Here is a 17762-nt window from a genome sequence, read left to right as displayed (position 1 = left end):
CTACCGGGCGCTGCGGTTTAGCAGAAAGGATAAAACACCCTTACCCGGCTACGACCAGGATACATTTGTTGATAACAGCCGTTTTGATGAGCTCACCATAAGCCAGCTTACAACTGATCTTGAAAATGTAAGAAATGCATCTATCAGTTTCATGAATTCATTATCCAAAGCACAGTTGGCGCTTACCGGCACCGCCTGGAAATATGAGCTTCCTGTTGAATCATTTCTGAAGGCAACTATAGGCCATGAATTGCACCACATGGAAGTTTTAAAGCGATTGTACGCGCCTGCGTTCTCTTAAATAACATGAAGTATTACCAACGTACTGCTTCAAACTTCCAGCCGGGCACTACTTTTTGCATTTCTGTTTCATCATCACGTTTGGTTAATCCACAATCCAGGTACTGTTGATGCAACCTGGCCAGGGCCTGTTTATCGAGTTCCACGCCTAAGCCAGGTGCAGAAGGAACGGTAACGGCGCCGTCTTCAAAGTGGAAACGGCCGGCGGTGATCACTTCATCCGATTGCCAGGGATAATGCGTGTCGAGGTCGTAGGGCAAATAGGGCAGGGCCGCGCCCAGATGCACCATAGCCGCCAGCGATATGCCCAGGTGGCTGTTTGAATGCATGGAAAGATGCCGCCCGAACGTGGCGCATATTTTTGATAATTCCATAGAGGCCCGCAATCCACCCCAGAAGTGATGATCGCTGAGAATAATATCTTCTGCACCTACAGCCACACTGCCCGGTATATCGTCGAAGGAAGTGGTGCACATATTTGTCGCCAATGGCGTTTTAAGCGCCTGCCGCACGATCGACATGTTTTTCTGGCCTCGTGTAGGATCTTCGAGGTATTCGATGATGCCTTCCATTTTACGGCCGTATTGGATGGATGTTTCAACCGTCCATAAAGCGTTGGGATCAATACGTAAGGGAATATGCTCGCCAAAGGCATCACGCAGCGCAAAAATGGCTGCTGTTTCCTGGGCCGGTTCAAAAACACCGCCTTTTAATTTTATAGAACGGAACCCGAATTCGGTACACATGGCTTTTGCCTGTTGTACAATACCTTCCGGATCCAGCGCTTTTGCCTGACGGGGCGCACTCCATCCAGTGGCATGTTCATTGATCCTGAATCCAAGCTCGCCGCCGGCGCCTTCATATTTGTAAAAGAGATAGGCTGCAAAGGGAACACGTTCGCGCATCTTTCCACCCAACAGGTCAACTACCGGCAGACCCGTGATCTTTCCAATGATATCCAGACAGGCTACTTCAATTGCACTGAAAATATGCACCAGTTTTCGCTGGTCCCAGGGCGTATCGCCGCGTTGCGATGCCGTTTCTTTACCAAAATAATTCTCCAGCTCGTGGCCAATACTGCTTAACTGTATGGGCGATCTGCCTATGATTAAATGACGGGCCTCTTCAAGCGATTCGTTGATGCTAATATTACCCGGTATTTCACTGACGCCGGAAATATTATCATCAGTGATCAGTTCAACAATGGTACGTAATGCATACGGCGCATGTAAACCTGCTGCGTTCAATAGGGGCGGATCGGTAATGGCTATGGGAGTTACGATCATTTCCCTGATACGAGGTGCGTTTTTAATTTTCATATTAAGGTATAATCTGAGATTTGGATATAATGATTCTCACTGGAATCAAGTAACTGTTACCGGTTTCCGGTTTTCCGGGCCCGGTAACTGGCAACTGGTGACTATTCTATTCCCGACAACTGTTGTATCAGCCAGGCAATGGCGCTGTGGTCCCATTCGCCTTTGCCTTGTGCTATCAGCGCATCCATATGGGCGCTCACCTGTGCCGTGCCGTATAACGGGACTGAAAATTCTTTTCCGGCCTGCAGTGCGATATTCATATCTTTTCGATGCAGTTTTATTTTGAAGCCTGGCGCAAAGTTTTCTTCTATGATCCTTTTGCCATGCAGATCGAGTATGCGGCTCTGTGCAAAACCGCCCAGCAACACTTCACGCATTTTCTCCAGATCAACACCCGCTTTTTTCGCCAGGGCAAAGGCTTCACCTACTGCTTGTATCGTCATACCCACGATCATCTGGTTGCAGGCTTTTGTCATTTGTCCGGCCCCTGCTTCCCCGATATGGACAATATTTTTTCCCATTGCCCTGAACAGGGGTAAGGCCCGCTCAAAAGCCGTCGCATTGCCACCCACCATTATGGATAAAGAAGCTGCAGTGGCGCCAACCTGTCCGCCCGATACGGGCGCATCCAGCGCTTCAACATTTTTTGCTTTTAATAACTGGTAAATCTCTTTGGCGGTTGAAGGCGCAATAGTGCTCATATCGATCAATAAACTACCAGAACGCACACCTTCTATTATTCCTTCCTGCCCTGTAACAATTTCCAGCACTTCGGGCGAATCGGGCAGCATGGTGATAATGATATCACATGCCTGCGCTATGGCTTTACCGGTAGCCATGGCTTTGGCGCCGGCTTCAACCAGTTCGGCAGCGGCTTTATTTTTTTGCAACACACATACAGGGTACCCTGCATGTACCAAATGCAATGCCATGGGCTTTCCCATAATGCCTAACCCAATAAATCCTACTGTTTCCATTATTAATATTTTATCAGTTTATATTCTATACTAACGGCAATAATTTCGCTGCGATCATTATTATAATTAGTCCAGTAAGTCCCATCACCAGCAACATAGGCGCAAAAGCTCTTAAGGTTTCCTTTTCGGTAAGATTGCTCATTTTACAAATGAGCCAGAACCCCGCATCATTCATCCATGGTATCAGTTTCGATCCGCAACCAATGGCCAGCCCTAAATACAATGGATGATAGGGCAAACTGGTATTATGCGTCAATCCCGACAAAATACCTGATGCGGTGATCAATGCCACGGTGGCCGACCCCTGTGCGGTGCGCACAATAGCAGTGATGAAAAAAGCCATCGGTATCAATGCCATCTGGTAATCTTTCGTCCACAGGGCAATGCGCTCACTGATGCCTGTTTGCTGCAGCATGCCGCCAAAAGCGCCGCCGGCTGCAATGATCAGAATGATACCGCCTGCGCTTATTACAGCTCCCTGCACAAATGAGCTTAAACCAGCTGTGCTTTCTTTTTTGTGTACCCTCAGTATTAATAATGCAATGAGCGCACCGATAACCAGGGCGATGTTTCTGTCGCCCATGAATTTTATTATGGCTGCCATTTTCCCCATTCCCTCGCCATGGATGGAGTGCAGCGCTGTATCGGCGCATATAAACACCAATGGTATCAACAGCGGAAGAACAGATAGCCACAGCGGTGGAAGCTGTTTGGTTTCCTGTAACGAAACCGACCTGATATCTTCAAGCTTTGCATCGAGTGAATCTCTTAATTCAACAGGCCATTTTTTGTTTACCCACACGGCGTAGTAATATCCGGCTGTAATGGTGAACAATCCCAGGATGATGCCGGCGATCATCATGGTGCCCATGGCAATATGCATTTCACCGGCGAGGAACAGGGGGCCCGGCGCTGGTGGCACCAATGAGTTGGCCATAGCTGCTCCGCCGGCAATGGCCAGAATGAACAGCAGGTAATTTTTTCCCAGGCGCAGGCTGATCGTTTTCGCCAGGGGCGTCATGAGTAGGATCACCGCATCAAAGAAAACGGGAATACCTACAAAAAAACTGCTTATGATAAATGCTACGGGTGCTTTTTGTAAACCGGTGAGGCGTAAGACCGATCGCACAATGCGTTCTGCAGCGCCGCTTTCGAGCAGGCATTTCCCTATAATGGCCGCCATCCCTATGATGATGCCAATTTTTGAACACGTATTGCCAAATTCCAGCGCTACTCTTTCGCCTATAGAGCGGTTCGCCTGTTGAAGGGCTGCTGCCTGCGTGGCGCCTTTGCTAAGCGCATATTGTTCAACAGCCGATACCGGCGTCATGATAGCCACCACCAGCGCTCCCAGTAAAAGCGCCAGAAAGGGATTCAGTTTTAACCAGATAATGCCACCAGCTACAATGATAATACCGGTAAATAAAATGACGGCGGGTTCAGCGAGGAATAAAGATAAAGTCATGACCGGCCGGTTTTTCCTGAGCTCCGTAAAGTTTGTAAGGTATGGGCCATGTTGCGCGCGGCATCCGCAACAAATGTAGCGTCGGCGCCGCAGGCGATCATGCGTATGCCCATGCTGCTATAGCGGGTATATTCATCAGGATTAAAGAACAATATGCCTGTGGCCTTTCCTGCTTTATTAGCAGCATCTACCGTTACCTTTACTGCATCTATGAACAACGGATGATCGAACTGGCCAAAAATGCCGAGGGCCATGGTTAAATCGGCCGGACCAATAAACAACACATCAACGCCATCGAGGGCGGCAATTTCATCGAGGTGAGCAAGCACTTCGATGGTCTCTATCTGAACAATGCCAACAATATTTTCTTTTGCCTGCTGATAGTAGGTTTGAAAATGTTGTCCGAACCCAGTTGCACGCACCATTTTGGCAACGCCGCGGGTGCCATCGGGTGGATAATGCAACCCGCTGGCCACAGCAGCTGCTTCGGCAGTATTGGTAATGCGGGGGCACATAATGCCTTCGGCGCCCATATCGAGGATGCGATGGATCCGTTGCCGCTGAGCGCTTTCAATGCGTACGATTGCAGCGGCCGGTGTATGCTCAAGCGCCTGCAACTGGTGGTATACATCCTTTTCGCTGCCTGCGCCATGTTCAAGATCTATCAGCACCCAGTCGAATCCCGACAATCCCACAATCTCTGCGGTTACGGCACTGCCTAAATTTAACCAACAGCCATGCAGGGTAGCACCCTGCTGCAGTCGTTTTTTTAATTGCTTCATATGGCATTTTAACTGTAGTTAAAGAACTCCTAAATTAAAGAGATATAATTTACGTAATTATCTCATTCTAACACATCGATTAGCTTTTTTGGCAATACCAGTTTGCAGCCAAAGTAGCGAAACTGCAGTTAAGGCGGTATGCGATCAGTTGGGGTATTGGGAGAGGGCACAAAAAAAGGCGTCCCGACTTGTGGGGACGCCTTGTAAAAATGTTTTTATGCTTTTACAGAAACTTCAGCACTTCTGCGCCAATGGCGTCTGTACCTAATATTTTATCTGCAGGGGTTTGCGCATCGGCAATATCCCGGGTGCGGAAACCTGCTTTCAATACTTTATCTACTGCACTAATCACCGCTTCTGATTCGGCTTTCATGCCAAATGAAATATCCAGCAGCAGGGCAGCTGATAAAATAGACGCCAGCGGATTGGCTACGCCTTTACCGGTGATATCATGCGCTGAACCGTGAATGGGTTCGTATACACCGGTACCATCGCCTATAGAGGCGGAGGCCAGCATACCCATTGAACCGGCAATCTGTGATGCCTCATCGGTAAGGATGTCGCCAAACAGGTTGGCAGTTACCACCACATCAAAACGGCGGGGATCTTTTATCAGCAACATAGCTGTAGCATCAACAAACTGATGTTCTACTTCTACATCCGGATATTCTTTGGCTACCTTTTGTACCACTTCACGCCACAAACGGCTTGTTTCAATTACGTTGGCTTTATCAACCGAGCACAGTTTCTTTCTTCTGGTACGGGCTGCTTCAAATGCTTTACGGGCAATGCGCTCTACTTCGTAGCGGCTATATTCTGCTATGTCGTAAGCGGTGTCGCCGTTGTTCTTTCTACCTTTCTCCCCAAAATAAATATCACCGGTGAGCTCACGGAAGAACAGGATATCGGCTCCTTTTAATATTTCGGGTTTAATGCTGGAAGCGCCCAATAACTCATCGAATAATTTAATGGGGCGTAAGTTGGCGTACAAGCCCAGTTCTTTACGCATTTTCAATAATCCCTGCTCGGGACGTACTTTGGCAGATGGATCGTTATCGTATTTGGGATGACCTACTGCACCAAACAACACCGCGTCTGATTTGCGCATTTTCTCCAGTGATTCATCGGGCAGGGGATTACCGGTTGCCTCAATGGCCACATGGCCTATCAATGCTTCGTCGTATGTAAAGGTGTGTCCGAATTTTGCAGCAATCTTGTCTAACACTTTTTTACCAACTGCTGTTACTTCCTGTCCAATACCGTCGCCAGGAACGATGAGTATGTGCTTGCTTGCCATGTATTACTTTAATATTGATTTTTCTATGAAATAAGCCTTAAATCAGGTTCAACATCTTTTGCGTGGCCTTAATAGCCGCAACAGTTTGGTCACTGTCCAGTCCGCGGGTTTTAAACTCCCTGCCATTATTATTCCAGGTGATAACGGTTTCGCACAAGGCATCGCTTTTTCCGCCAGGCGGAATGCGCACGGCATAATCCGTTAACATAGGCAGGTCTTTTTTCATTTTCTTATATACCTTTTTCAGGGCATTTACAAAGGCATCGTATTGTCCGTCGCCTTGCGCATGCTCTTCATATAATTCGCCATTGATAGACATTTCCAGTGTTACCGAAGGACGAAGGTTTTTTGAATGGGTAAGCACGTAATTCTCGATCAGTACTTTTTCTTCAATATTCCTGCTGTCGATCACATCGGAGATGATGTACGGCAGATCGGCCTGGGTAACTACTTCTTTTTTATCGCCCAGCTCAATGATGCGCTGGGTAACCTTTTTCAGGTCGGGTTCGCTTAACTGGATGCCCAGTTGCGCCAGGTTGTTTTCAATATTGGCCTTGCCACTGGTTTTGCCCAGCGCATATTTACGGGTACGGCCAAAGCGTTCAGGCATCAGGTCGCTGAAGTACAATTTGTTCTTCTTGTCGCCATCCGCATGGATACCGGCTGTTTGCGTAAACACGTTTTCACCTACTACCGGTTTGTTCACCGGGATGCGAAAACCTGAAAATGTTTCCACCAGTTTACTTACCCGGTATAAGGAGGCTTCTACTACCGAAGTTTTTACTTCGGGCATAAAATCGTTCAACACCGCTATGGCACTGGCCAGGGGAGCATTGCCTGCTCTTTCGCCCATACCATTGATGGTGAGGTGTATGCCATGGGCGCCGGCTTTTACGCCTTCCAGCACATTGGCTGTACCCAGGTCATAATCGTTATGTGCGTGAAAATCGAAATGCGTATCGGGATAACGTTGTACAATAGCAGCAATGTAGTCAAATGATTCCGAGGGGGTGAGTATCCCCAGTGTATCGGGCAGCATTACGCGTTTAACCGGCTGCTTTTGCAGGAAGTCGAGGTATTGGAATACATACTCTTTTGAATGGCGCATTCCATTGCTCCAGTCTTCGAGGTATACATTCACCTCAATCCCTTTTTTCCTGGCCAGTTTCACCACTTCCTCAATTTCAGCAAAGTGTTGTTCGGGCTTTTTCTTTAACTGGTGGGTGAGGTGGTTCAATGAGCCCTTGGTTAGCAGGTTCATTACTTTGGCGCCGGCCTGTTGCATCCATTGTATAGATACATCGCCGTCAACAAAGGTGAGCACCTCTACCTGGTTCAAAAAGCCATTGGCTTTTGCCCATTTGGTAATGGCTTTTACCGCTTCAAATTCGCCTTCGCTTACCCGGGCGGACGCAATTTCAATGCGGTCAACTTTTACCTCTGTTAATAATAGCTGGGCAATCGTAAGCTTTTCGGTGGGAGAGAACGACACGCCGCTGGTTTGTTCACCATCGCGGAGTGTGGTATCCATGATCTCTATGTGTCGCTGGTCAGCAGGCATAGTAAATGAGAAATGAGAAATTAAAAATGAGAAATGAAAAAGTAAACAACTCTTGCGCGCTTACTTTTTCACTTCTTATTCCTTATTTTAAATTTTTAATTTATTCTAATAGATACTTTTTTCTGCGTGTGTCTTGATATCTGAACTCAGGCTTTGCAGGTAATCGATATCATCGTAGCCATTTGTCATGTTGTGCTTCTTGTAGCCATTGATCTCGAACGACTCAGATGCCCCATCACCCACAATAGTGATCTTTTGCTCGGGAAGATTTACTTCCAGTTCAGTTTTGGGATTGGCTTCAATAGCTTTGAAGATCTTGTCGAGGAATGCTTCACTTACCTGTACCGGTAAGATGCCGATGTTTAAAGAGTTGTTCTTGAAAATATCGGCAAAAAAGCTGCTCACCACGCAACGGAAACCATAATCGTAGATGGCCCAGGCAGCGTGCTCGCGGCTACTACCACTACCGAAGTTTTTACCACCTACCAGTATTTTACCGGTATAAATGGGATTGTTCAGCACGAAGTCTTTTTTCGCAGTGCCGTCATTTTCATAACGCCAGTCGCGGAACAGGTTATCACCAAATCCCTTGCGCTCGGTAGCCTTTAAAAAACGGGCCGGAATGATCTGGTCGGTATCTACGTTTTCGATTGGCATAGGTACCGCCGTGCTCTTTAAAACTGTGAATTTATCGTAAGCCATTGTTAAGTTCTACGTTTTTAATTCTGTGTTCTTAGTTACCGGTAATCATTAGATCAACTCGCGGGGGTCAGTTACAAAACCTGTAACTGCTGCTGCGGCTGCAACCAGCGGACTGGCCAACAATGTTCTGGCGCCAGGACCCTGACGGCCTTCAAAGTTGCGGTTGCTGGTGCTCACTGCATACTTGCCGGCGGGGATCTTGTCGTCATTCATCGCCAAACAAGCTGAACAACCGGGTTGACGTAATTGAAAACCTGCTGCCAGCAAAATATCCAGGATGCCTTCATCCTTGATCTGCTGTTCAACAATGTGCGAACCGGGAACTATCCATGCAGTTACATGATCTGCTTTTTTACGGCCCTTGATAACCGATGCAAAAGCACGGAAATCCTCGATGCGGCCATTGGTACAGCTTCCAATGAACACGTAATCGATCTTTTTGCCGATCATGTTATCATCCTCATGAAAATCCATATAGGCTAAAGACTTATCGAAGCTGGCTTTGCTGCTGCCAATTTGCTTGGCAGAAGGAATATGCTGGGTAATGCCGATACCCATACCCGGGTTGGTACCATAGGTGATCATGGGTTCAATATCGGCAGCACTGAACTCATATTCTTTATCGAAGAAAGCGCCTTCCTCAGTTTTCAGCGTTTTCCAGTAAGCCAACGCTTTATCCCAGGCTTCGCCTTTGGGGGCTTTCTCACGACCTTTAATATAGTTGAAAGTGGTTTCGTCAGGAGCAATCATTCCACCACGGGCGCCCATTTCAATACTCATGTTACACACGGTCATGCGGCCTTCCATGGTCATATTTTCGAATACGTCGCCGGCAAATTCAACAAAATAACCGGTAGCGCCGGCGGCAGTGAGCTTTGAAATGATGTACAACACCACGTCTTTAGGCACAATGCCTTTACCCAGTTTGCCATTTACCTTAATACGCATTTTCTTGGGGCGGGGCTGCATAATACACTGGCTGCTGAGTACCATCTCAACTTCAGAAGTACCAATACCAAATGCAATAGCGCCAAAAGCACCATGGGTAGAAGTATGCGAATCGCCGCAAACGATGGTCATGCCTGGCAGGGTAATACCGTTTTCGGGACCCACAACGTGCACGATACCATTTTTAGGATTGCCCAGTCCCCAGTGTGAAATACCATACTTAGCCGAGTTCCTTTCCAGGGCTTTCAGCTGGTTGGCCGACAGGGGGTCCTGTACCGGCAAATGCTGGTTAATGGTGGGGGTATTATGATCGGCGGTAGCAAAGGTTTTTTCGGGGAACATCACTTTCAATCCCCGGCTTTCCAGACCCAAAAATGCAACGGGGCTGGTTACCTCATGAATAAAATGCCGGTCAATAAACAACACATCGGGGCCATCTTCTATATGCCTGACCACATGCGAATCCCATACTTTGTCGAATAATGCAGCGGGGGTTTTGCTCATTTTATATAATTTAAATCAAGTTGCAAAATTCTTAAAAAATAGTCAGATTATAAGGGCTTTAAATGTATTTTTTCTAATAGTGGAGTTAAAAATGAAAAAATATCAAATTCTGCCTCTATCTGTTGAACAAACCGCCGAATGTTACCCTATCATTAAAAAATTTGCAAAGGAAGCAGGTTAAAAACCAGATATTTTAATGAATTTCAGGCACCAAACAGGCTCATAGTATTAACAATAAAGCCATTAATTCGTTCAAAATGAAAAAGTAACCGGTTCTTTCTACGATCTTACCACCGGTTTTCGGCCTAACTATTTTTTTGCTACCTTGAGCCCCTTCTAAGCAATTCCCAACCAAATTTCATTAGCGTACCCGCATGCTTCGTTCCGTCATTCGACGGGAGGCATGAATACTTGTTTATCATAAAATCAACTGTTCAATATGAAATTTGCTACGCTTGCTTGTTCCTTTATTTGTTGCCTAAGCTTTTCTTTTGCACAACAACCTGCTTACAGAGACGCCAAACAACCCATTGCCAAACGGGTGTTTGACCTGCTTTCGCGCATGACGCTGGAAGAAAAAGTGGCCCAGTTGCAAACCATGCATGCCGGCAGGCCAAAACTGGATGATAACCTGTTCAACAATCCGGCTAAACTGGATTCCCTGTATAAAAACGGGATGGGCATGATAAATCCCGCCTTTGATGAAACCCTGGAAGTCACTATTGCCGCCCGCAACAGGTTGCAGGATTACCTGCTGCATAAGACCCGGCTGGGTATTCCCATTATTTTTATTGATGAAGCCCATCACGGACTGGTTCAACGCGAGGTGGATGTATTTCCGCATGGTATTGGTTTAGCCTGCTCCTGGGACCCTGAACTGTTGGAAAAAATATATACTCATGCGGCCAAACAGGCCCGTGTACGCGGAACCAGCCTGGTACTGGCGCCGGTGGTAGATGTTTGTCGCGACCCTCGTTGGGGTAGAACCGGGGAAACGCTGGGCGAAGACCCTTATTTATGCGGAACCCTGGGAAGCGCGATCGTAAAAGGTTTTCAGGGCAGTAATAATGGAACCATTGCGGTGGATCATGTGGCCGCCACGCTGAAACATTTTTCAGGCCACGGCCAGTCAGAGGGCGGCGACAACCAGGCGCCCGCCAACTATTCATTACGGATTATTCGCGAGGCGCATATGGAACCTTTCCGGCTGTGCATAAAGAACGCCAATCCCGCCGGCATTATGGCTTCTTATAATGAGATCGATGGTGTTCCTTCCCATGCCAATAAATGGTTATTGAAAGATGTGTTACGCAAGGAGTGGAATTATAATGGGGTAGTGGTGAGCGACTGGTTTGGGATTGACCAGTTGTGGAATAAACATTTTGTAGCCACCGATCAAAAAGCGGCTGCGCTCAAAGCGTTCAATGCCGGGGTAACTTCCGATTTGCCTTATGGCGTTAACTACCGTCACCTGGGAGAGTTGGTAAAAGAAAACAAGCTCAGCACCAAAGCGCTGGATAGCGCCGTGGCCAGAGTACTTGAATTGAAATTCAAACTGGGACTGTTCGATGAGCAACAACCCATTGACCTGGGGAAAGCAAAACAAAACGCCGCCAGCACCGATGGGCGCGCGCTGGCTTTGAAAATTGCCGAAGAGTCGATGGTATTATTAAAGAACACGAACAACCTGTTACCGCTTAAAAAAGATCAGTATAAAAAGATAGCAGTTATTGGCCCCATGGCCGCTACCAATTACCTGGGTGATTATTCCGGCCTGCCTTCTAAAAACGTTTCGTTGCTGGAAGGGATAAAGAATAAGGTACAGGGCGCCGCTGAAGTGCTGTATGCAAAAGGCTGCCGCATTACTGCCAATGGCGATACCATTAGCCAGAACAATTATCAGTATATCGATACCATCATCTTTCCATCCGCAGCAGAAAATGCGCAATTAATAGACGAAGCTGTTAAAACAGCGCAACAGGCCGATGTGGTAGTGCTGGCTATTGGCGAGAACGAACAGTTATCGCGCGAAACCTGGGGCCCTAATCACTTTGGCGATATGCCCGACCTGCGGTTGCAAAGCCAGCAGGAAGACCTGGTAAAAGCCATTGTGGCCACGGGGAAACCGGTGATTGTTTATTTAACGCATGGCCGTCCGCTGGCCATTCCGGCCGTGGCGCAACAAGTGCCTGCCATGGTAGATGGCTGGTTTATGGGCGAGGAAGCCGGCAATGCCTTCGCCAATATCCTGTTTGGCGATGTTAACCCATCCGGTAAAATAACCATTACCTACCCGCGCTCCACCGGGCAGGTGCCGGTTTATTACAATCACAAACCGAGTGCGCAATATTTTAATTATGTAACAGAAGAAAAATCGCCCCTGTTCCCATTTGGCTATGGCTTAAGCTATACCACTTTTAATTATTCAAAGCCCCGGGTGTTGCTGGCCACTGCCACCGCTAAAAAAACAGGCGGTACCTCGGAGCCAACAGAAAAGGTGTATGGAACAGTTGAGGTGGATGTTACCAATACAGGAAATACAAAAGGCGATGAAATTGTGCAATTATACATTCATCAAAAAGTAAGCAGCGTAACGCGGCCGGTAAAAGAGTTGAAAGATTTTGCCCGCATTACGCTCGACCCCGGACAAACAAAAAAAGTTTCCTTTACCATTGATGCCAGCAAGCTCGCCTTCTGGAATGCCGATATGCATTATGTTGTAGAAGATGGCATTTTTGAATGTATGGTTGGACGCAGTTCCACCGACGTTCAAAAGGTTGAGTTGAAAGTTGGCCAGTAAGTATAAACCCTGAAAAACAAAATCCCGTCTACCGCCCGTCGGTATGACGGGATTTATTTTTTATGATCTACAAAAAATATTATTTACATTTGTTACGCCTCTTGCGATTGCGCCATTTAATGACCATGCCCAGGTCTGTATTGGGCGGCTCGATTGTTTGTCATTCATGAAAGTTCTCCTCCTTTAATCATTCCTAATAATACTGATTCTTAACATCTTTTAATTTTTTCGGGTAGCCGGAATAGATTCCCGTTGCTATATTCGCGGTCCTAAAAAAACCTAAAGAAACGACCATGAGATCAGTATCTGTTGTATTACTTCTATTCCTGGCGGTGTGCAGCCAGGCACAGGTAGAACAGGGAGCAGCGACACCCGCGCCGCCACCTCCGCCCGAAAAAGACGCGTTAAAAATTAACCTGAACGCAGACGGCAGCCATTATTTTCAATTCACGGTGATGAACCAGACCTGGGTCCGGTTTAATGAAAGCAACCCTTACACGTTGGTGGAGGGCAGGCCAAAGGATAATACGGTTGATATCGGGTTACGCCGCACCCGCTTCCAGGCGTTTGGCCAGCTGACCGATAAGGTCTTTATTTATTTCCAGTTTGGGATGAACAATTTCAACAGCCAGTTCAATACCGGCTCCAACCGAAAACTGGCAGCCTTTTTTCATGATGCTCTGTGTGAATACAAAGTATCGAAAGGCAACCAATTGAAAATAGGCGGCGGGCTTACCATTGCCAATGGCCTGTCTCGTTTTTCGCAACCCAGCGTTAGTAGTATAATGACCATGGATGTGCCGGTGTTTGCGCAGACTACTGTTGACCAAACAGATCAGTTCAGTCGTAAACTCAGCATCTATGCCCGTGGCCAGGTTGGTAAATTCGACTACCGGTTCATACTCAGTGATCCTTTCCCCATCACATCTTCCGGTACTGCCAATGAATACAACCTGGATGCATCCTTTGCAACCATGGGGCACCAGTTACAGCCACAAGCCTACATTATTTACCAGTTCTTCGACCATGAAAACCACACTACCCCTTACATGACAGGTACCTATTTGGGTAAGAAAAAGATCTTCAACATCGCAGTAGGCGGTATTTTTCAAAAAGATGCCACGTGGCACCGGGAAAGTATAGCTGTCCCCGACACCATTTATCAGGATATGAAATTGTTTGCCGTGGAAAGTTTTCTCGATATGCCCTTGAGCAGCAGGCAGGATGCCATCTCTGCTTACGCCGGTTTTTTTAACACCGACTATGGCAGGGATTATCTGCGTTACAATGGTTCTATGAATCCGGCCAACGGCTCGCGTGGCCTCGATGGGATTCCATTTCACGGGCCAACGCAAGGCAATACCTATCCCATGTTTGGAACCGGTAAGGTGATTTATGCCCAGCTTGGTTATCTGCTTCCTGAAAATTTCCTGAAAGCAAAAAGCCGCTTTATGCCGTATGTCACCTTCACCAATGCCAAATTCGATCGGTTGTTGGGACAAAAAATGAACGTATATAATGCCGGGATCAACTGCCTGCTCAATGGACATAAATCAAAGTTCACACTCGACTGGCAGAACCGCCCAACGTATACGCAGGATTTTATCACTAATAAAGTCATAAAAGGATCGAGAAAGAATAGCGTGGTGTTGCAGTATCAGATCTTCTTTTAGTTGAATGGTGAATTCATTATCTTGCCTCCTCAATCACACATAATAATTATACCAGATGATCCTCGATTTGCTGTCAAACGCACATTTGTATTACAACCAGGGACCCTTGTTTAAAAAAGCTTTTGAGTATTTGGCCCAGACCGATTTTTCGAAAGTAGAAAAAGGAAAATATGAACTGGAGGGGCAAAACCTGTTTGCCATCGTGAATGAATACGATACTGTAAGTGCTGACAACGAGCAAATGGAATCGCATAAAAAATATATAGATATTCAATACATCGTTGCAGGCGCAGAGCGTATTGGTCATGATTTTCTGAAAGCACAAATGCCTTCCAAAGCTTACGACAACGAAAAAGACTTTATGTTGTTTGGCGAAAAGCCAACCTTCTTCTCCGTATTACAGCAAGGCATGTTTGCTATTTTCTTTCCGCACGATCTGCATATGCCGAATATTAAGATCGATGCGCCTTCGTATGTAAAGAAGGTAGTGATTAAGGTAGCAGTAAATTAAAGATCCCGTTACAAGTTTCAGGTTACAGGTTGAACGGCCTTGTAACCTGAAACTTGCAACCTGAAACATCTCCTTACTATTTACTATTTAATTTTTGAATCACCAGTTTACCTACTTTCCCCCCAACCACCAACCCATTATCGATCGCATCCATAAAATGAATGCCGCCGTAAAACCTGCTGATGGCAGCTTCCTGCGCAGCTTGTTGAAAAGAGGTAAATGAGCGTGGCGGTAAGCCATAGGCCACCTCAACGCTATCGGTATAAGAAAAATTGTTACCAAAGAAATGGGTGAGAATGGTGGCAGAACAGGCAGAGATAACCGAATGTCCGCTCAGGTATTCAGGGAATGGGGGTGTTTGCAGCACCGGTACCCATTGCGGATCTATGTATTTGCGAATGGCTGTTTCGGGACGGATGCGGTTACTACGGTATTTTTCATCCCAGCAACAAATAAAAGCATCCAGCAAACCAACTGCAACACTGGTATAAATTTGCATCGCATCATCAAAATGTTTACCGGCCTTTTCACAGGCTATACCAGTGATGCCCAGCCAGTGGGCGCCCGGTGATATTTTCTTTCTGCTTAAGATCAAATGACCATCGTCCTGGATGGCAAACGGGTTACAATCCCAAAAGGCGGCAATAATGCGGTGTTCTTCCGGCACCTGTTTCCCTTCGGTATAATTTGCCAACAATAACTTGTAGAACGCGGTCTTTTTTCCGGTAGAGAACGCCACTGGTGGCGGTGCAGGAAATTGCGTGCAGGAATCCAACGCCAGGGTACGCACGGTATTGAAATAAGGTTCCACTGCCGGTAAAAAAGCCGGCGGGGTAGGGTACCAGCATCCTTCTCTATCAATTGGGGTATAGCGTGGGTAATTACTGATCATGTTGTAACGATCGGATTTGGCGTACGCCAGTATTTTCTTACTGACGGCTATGGCATACCGCTTCGAATTGCTGATTACGGCATCATCATATCCTAACTGGCGGCAGCTATCCAGCAATTGTTGTTCGTAGGCGGCTAACAATTTTCCCGAAGGCTGCATTTTCTGTGCTGTTTGTAACATGGCCAATACCGCACTCAACGATACATCATATTGTTGAATGGAATCTTGTTTCTTTAGATTAGGATAGTCGGTTAGTACTCCATGCATGCTTTTGAATGCCGGATTGTTTTGCGCAACCACTTCATAACCGGCCAAACAGGCATACGAAAAAAATCGGGCAGCCAGCGGCGGATTAGTAATGTCGTGGATCATCACTTCCGTCATTTGGGTAATTACCTGGCCAATAACTTGCGTTGTTACTGCGGGTGGTTGCTTTGGATGCGAAATGCAGCCAGAAAATTCAATCATAAGCAGCATGATAAGGTAAATGGATCTATTTATTTTTCTCATAGGCTTTTACAGGTTGCTGGTTGATGCCAAATAATAACTGGTTATTGATGGAAAGCACACTGCGCACATCGCCTTTAAGATAAAAACCCGATCGTTGCTGATCGATATATGTAAACCCGCCTTTACCGTCGTTTTGTAATAACACGCCATAGTTGGCATCGTATTTACCCGGACGCAATCTGGCCCGGTTCATATTGCCACAGAGCAAAAGGTCTTCATGGCCATCGTTGTTATAATCGAGCGGGGTGATGGTATAAACGGGCGCATATTGAGTCTGTATAGGCAAAGTGTGTAATTGGTACTTGCCGTCCGGACTGCTTTCAAACAAGGCCGTTTGTAAGTAATTCGCCTGTAAACGGTTCACGCCTTTCAATTCCTCGGGGGTGAAGATCTCCTGCAGGGTAGCATCTGCATAGCTTTTGTAATCGGTAAAACGCGTACGCATCATGCTTATCTGGTCGAGCAACTCATCGCGGGTACAGTAAGGATATGATTTGCCCTGGATATAAAAACAAAACAGGGGATCGATGGCGCCATTGTCGTCAAAGTCTTTATAATACAGATCGGCGGGTGCTGCATCGCTGGCCCTGCATTGCGTATTCAAACCCAGGTTACCGATAACCAGGTCGGGTTTGCCATCCATATTAAAATCACCGGTAATAATTTTATTCCACCAGCCACGATAGGGCGTCCTGAAATAGTTTGTTGTTTGGTCCTGCAATTGATGATTAACATTGATGTAAACCGTTACCGGCATCCATTCCCCAACAACAACCAGGTCTTTTTGCGCGTCCTTGTTCAGGTCTATCCAGAGAGCGTCGGTAATCATCCCGGCTTTTGCCAGTGATGGCGCTATACTGGTGATTTGATTGGTAAAATGTCCTTTACCATCATTGATGAGTAGAAAGCTCTCAGGGGTTTCGGGATAACGGCCGGGAATTACCCGTCCGCCAACAAACAGATCGGGGTATCCATCATTATTGAGATCATTTACCCGCACACAACTTTTGCTAACACGCATAACGGGTAATGCATTGGTGCTTTTGGTAAAATTGGCTTTGCCATCATTGAGGTATAAGCGGTCCTGCAACAACGGGTCATTGGGCAGGTAATTATGAAAACCGCCGCTGGCAACATAAATGTCTTTATACCCATCGCCATTCACATCAACGATAACGGCATCTGCATCCTCACAAGACCCGTCCAACTCAAAAGCCGGTTCTTTCTTTGGCTGGAACCGGCCATCTTTCTGTTGCAGGTACAAAACGGCCGCCTGGCCGCTGCCACCGCCAGCGTAAATGTCTTCGAGCCCATCGCCATTCACATCGCCTTTTACCAGGCAGGGACCACTAAACGACAATGGACATACCAGCAAGGGCTGTCGCTTGAAATCGTTGATAGTGTTTACCGGTGATTTAAATGGCAATGGTGAATTAACGGCAGTAAACAGGGTGGGGGAGACCGCTGTTGCTTGAATGATATTTGTGGCCGCTTTTTCATCTGCTACTAAAAGCTGATCGG

At 46.8% G+C, this 17762-nt stretch carries 14 protein-coding genes; 4 read left to right on the top strand and 10 right to left on the bottom strand.

Annotated elements, in window-relative coordinates; all coding sequences use genetic code 11:
* Nucleotides 1–301: DinB family protein (locus ACJ751_RS00920; RefSeq protein ID WP_407743485.1), on the top strand; the 301-nt coding region annotated here is incomplete at its 5' end.
* Nucleotides 302–314: 13 nt separating this feature from the next.
* On the opposite strand, the gene ACJ751_RS00915 is transcribed toward ACJ751_RS00920, so the two are convergent.
* The 8 genes from ACJ751_RS00915 to leuC all read right to left on the bottom strand — a co-directional run bounded on the left by ACJ751_RS00915 (nucleotide 315) and on the right by leuC (nucleotide 9855).
* Nucleotides 315–1619 (bottom strand): enolase C-terminal domain-like protein, encoded by a 1305-nt coding sequence (locus ACJ751_RS00915; RefSeq protein ID WP_407743484.1) that lies wholly within the window; start codon nucleotides 1617–1619, stop codon nucleotides 315–317.
* A gap of 101 nt (nucleotides 1620–1720) precedes the next feature.
* The gene (locus ACJ751_RS00910) at nucleotides 1721–2596 is read right to left on the bottom strand and encodes a 2-hydroxy-3-oxopropionate reductase (protein WP_407743483.1); all 876 of its coding nucleotides are present in this window, start codon (nucleotides 2594–2596) and stop codon (nucleotides 1721–1723) included.
* A gap of 25 nt (nucleotides 2597–2621) precedes the next feature.
* The gene (locus tag ACJ751_RS00905; RefSeq protein WP_407743482.1) at nucleotides 2622–4061 is read right to left on the bottom strand and encodes a GntP family permease; all 1440 of its coding nucleotides are present in this window, start codon (nucleotides 4059–4061) and stop codon (nucleotides 2622–2624) included.
* Complete coding sequence (locus ACJ751_RS00900) at nucleotides 4058–4843, bottom strand: HpcH/HpaI aldolase family protein (RefSeq protein WP_407743481.1); 786 nt, start codon at nucleotides 4841–4843, stop codon at nucleotides 4058–4060. Before ACJ751_RS00900 ends, ACJ751_RS00905 begins: the two co-directional genes overlap by 4 nt.
* 223 nt (nucleotides 4844–5066) lie before the next feature.
* Nucleotides 5067–6140, bottom strand: coding sequence for a 3-isopropylmalate dehydrogenase (gene leuB, locus ACJ751_RS00895; protein WP_407743480.1), 1074 nt, complete (start codon nucleotides 6138–6140; stop codon nucleotides 5067–5069).
* Between the two features lie 37 nt (nucleotides 6141–6177).
* Nucleotides 6178–7671, bottom strand: a complete 1494-nt coding sequence (locus tag ACJ751_RS00890; RefSeq protein ID WP_407743479.1) for an alpha-isopropylmalate synthase regulatory domain-containing protein — start codon at nucleotides 7669–7671, stop codon at nucleotides 6178–6180.
* A 135-nt stretch (nucleotides 7672–7806) separates the two neighbouring features.
* On the bottom strand, nucleotides 7807–8403 hold the full coding sequence (leuD, locus tag ACJ751_RS00885) for a 3-isopropylmalate dehydratase small subunit (protein ID WP_407743478.1): 597 nt from the start codon (nucleotides 8401–8403) through the stop codon (nucleotides 7807–7809).
* 48 nt (nucleotides 8404–8451) lie between these two features.
* Nucleotides 8452–9855, bottom strand: a complete 1404-nt coding sequence (gene leuC / locus ACJ751_RS00880) for a 3-isopropylmalate dehydratase large subunit (RefSeq protein WP_407743477.1) — start codon at nucleotides 9853–9855, stop codon at nucleotides 8452–8454.
* Nucleotides 9856–10294: 439 nt separating this feature from the next.
* On the opposite strand from leuC, the gene ACJ751_RS00875 reads away from it, so the two are divergent.
* The 3 genes from ACJ751_RS00875 to ACJ751_RS00865 all read left to right on the top strand — a co-directional run bounded on the left by ACJ751_RS00875 (nucleotide 10295) and on the right by ACJ751_RS00865 (nucleotide 14839).
* Nucleotides 10295–12655 carry a glycoside hydrolase family 3 N-terminal domain-containing protein gene (locus tag ACJ751_RS00875; protein ID WP_407743476.1) on the top strand — a complete coding sequence of 787 codons (2361 nt, stop codon included), beginning with the start codon at nucleotides 10295–10297 and terminating at the stop codon, nucleotides 12653–12655.
* A 293-nt stretch (nucleotides 12656–12948) separates the two neighbouring features.
* Complete coding sequence (locus ACJ751_RS00870) at nucleotides 12949–14328, top strand: hypothetical protein (RefSeq protein ID WP_407743475.1); 1380 nt, start codon at nucleotides 12949–12951, stop codon at nucleotides 14326–14328.
* A gap of 55 nt (nucleotides 14329–14383) precedes the next feature.
* Entirely contained in the window at nucleotides 14384–14839 is a 456-nt protein-coding gene (locus ACJ751_RS00865; RefSeq protein WP_407743474.1) for a YhcH/YjgK/YiaL family protein, read from the top strand.
* 76 nt (nucleotides 14840–14915) lie between these two features.
* Here ACJ751_RS00865 and ACJ751_RS00860 read toward each other — a convergent pair whose 3' ends face one another.
* On the bottom strand, nucleotides 14916–16241 hold the full coding sequence (locus tag ACJ751_RS00860; protein ID WP_407743473.1) for a vanadium-dependent haloperoxidase: 1326 nt from the start codon (nucleotides 16239–16241) through the stop codon (nucleotides 14916–14918).
* Nucleotides 16225–17762: FG-GAP repeat domain-containing protein (locus ACJ751_RS00855; protein WP_407743472.1), on the bottom strand; the 1538-nt coding region annotated here is incomplete at its 5' end. The genes ACJ751_RS00860 and ACJ751_RS00855, both read right to left, overlap by 17 nt.

Source organism: Niastella sp., assembly GCF_045805085.1.
Taxonomy (GTDB): Bacteria; Bacteroidota; Bacteroidia; order Chitinophagales; family Chitinophagaceae; genus Niastella.
This window is presented reverse-complemented; position numbering and strand designations above follow the sequence as displayed.

Bases quoted from the DNA above. Each gene is read 5' to 3' on its own strand.
- ACJ751_RS00915 (WP_407743484.1), bottom strand. From the start codon at position 1,619: ATGAAAATTAAAAACGCACCTCGTATCAGGGAAATGATCGTAACTCCC.
- ACJ751_RS00910 (WP_407743483.1), bottom strand. From the start codon at position 2,596: ATGGAAACAGTAGGATTTATTGGGTTAGGCATTATGGGAAAGCCCATG.
- ACJ751_RS00905 (WP_407743482.1), bottom strand. From the start codon at position 4,061: ATGACTTTATCTTTATTCCTCGCTGAACCCGCCGTCATTTTATTTACC.
- ACJ751_RS00900 (WP_407743481.1), bottom strand. From the start codon at position 4,843: ATGAAGCAATTAAAAAAACGACTGCAGCAGGGTGCTACCCTGCATGGC.
- leuB (WP_407743480.1), bottom strand. From the start codon at position 6,140: ATGGCAAGCAAGCACATACTCATCGTTCCTGGCGACGGTATTGGACAG.
- ACJ751_RS00890 (WP_407743479.1), bottom strand. From the start codon at position 7,671: ATGGATACCACACTCCGCGATGGTGAACAAACCAGCGGCGTGTCGTTC.
- leuD (WP_407743478.1), bottom strand. From the start codon at position 8,403: ATGGCTTACGATAAATTCACAGTTTTAAAGAGCACGGCGGTACCTATG.
- leuC (WP_407743477.1), bottom strand. From the start codon at position 9,855: ATGAGCAAAACCCCCGCTGCATTATTCGACAAAGTATGGGATTCGCAT.
- ACJ751_RS00875 (WP_407743476.1), top strand. From the start codon at position 10,295: ATGAAATTTGCTACGCTTGCTTGTTCCTTTATTTGTTGCCTAAGCTTT.
- ACJ751_RS00870 (WP_407743475.1), top strand. From the start codon at position 12,949: ATGAGATCAGTATCTGTTGTATTACTTCTATTCCTGGCGGTGTGCAGC.
- ACJ751_RS00865 (WP_407743474.1), top strand. From the start codon at position 14,384: ATGATCCTCGATTTGCTGTCAAACGCACATTTGTATTACAACCAGGGA.
- ACJ751_RS00860 (WP_407743473.1), bottom strand. From the start codon at position 16,241: ATGAGAAAAATAAATAGATCCATTTACCTTATCATGCTGCTTATGATT.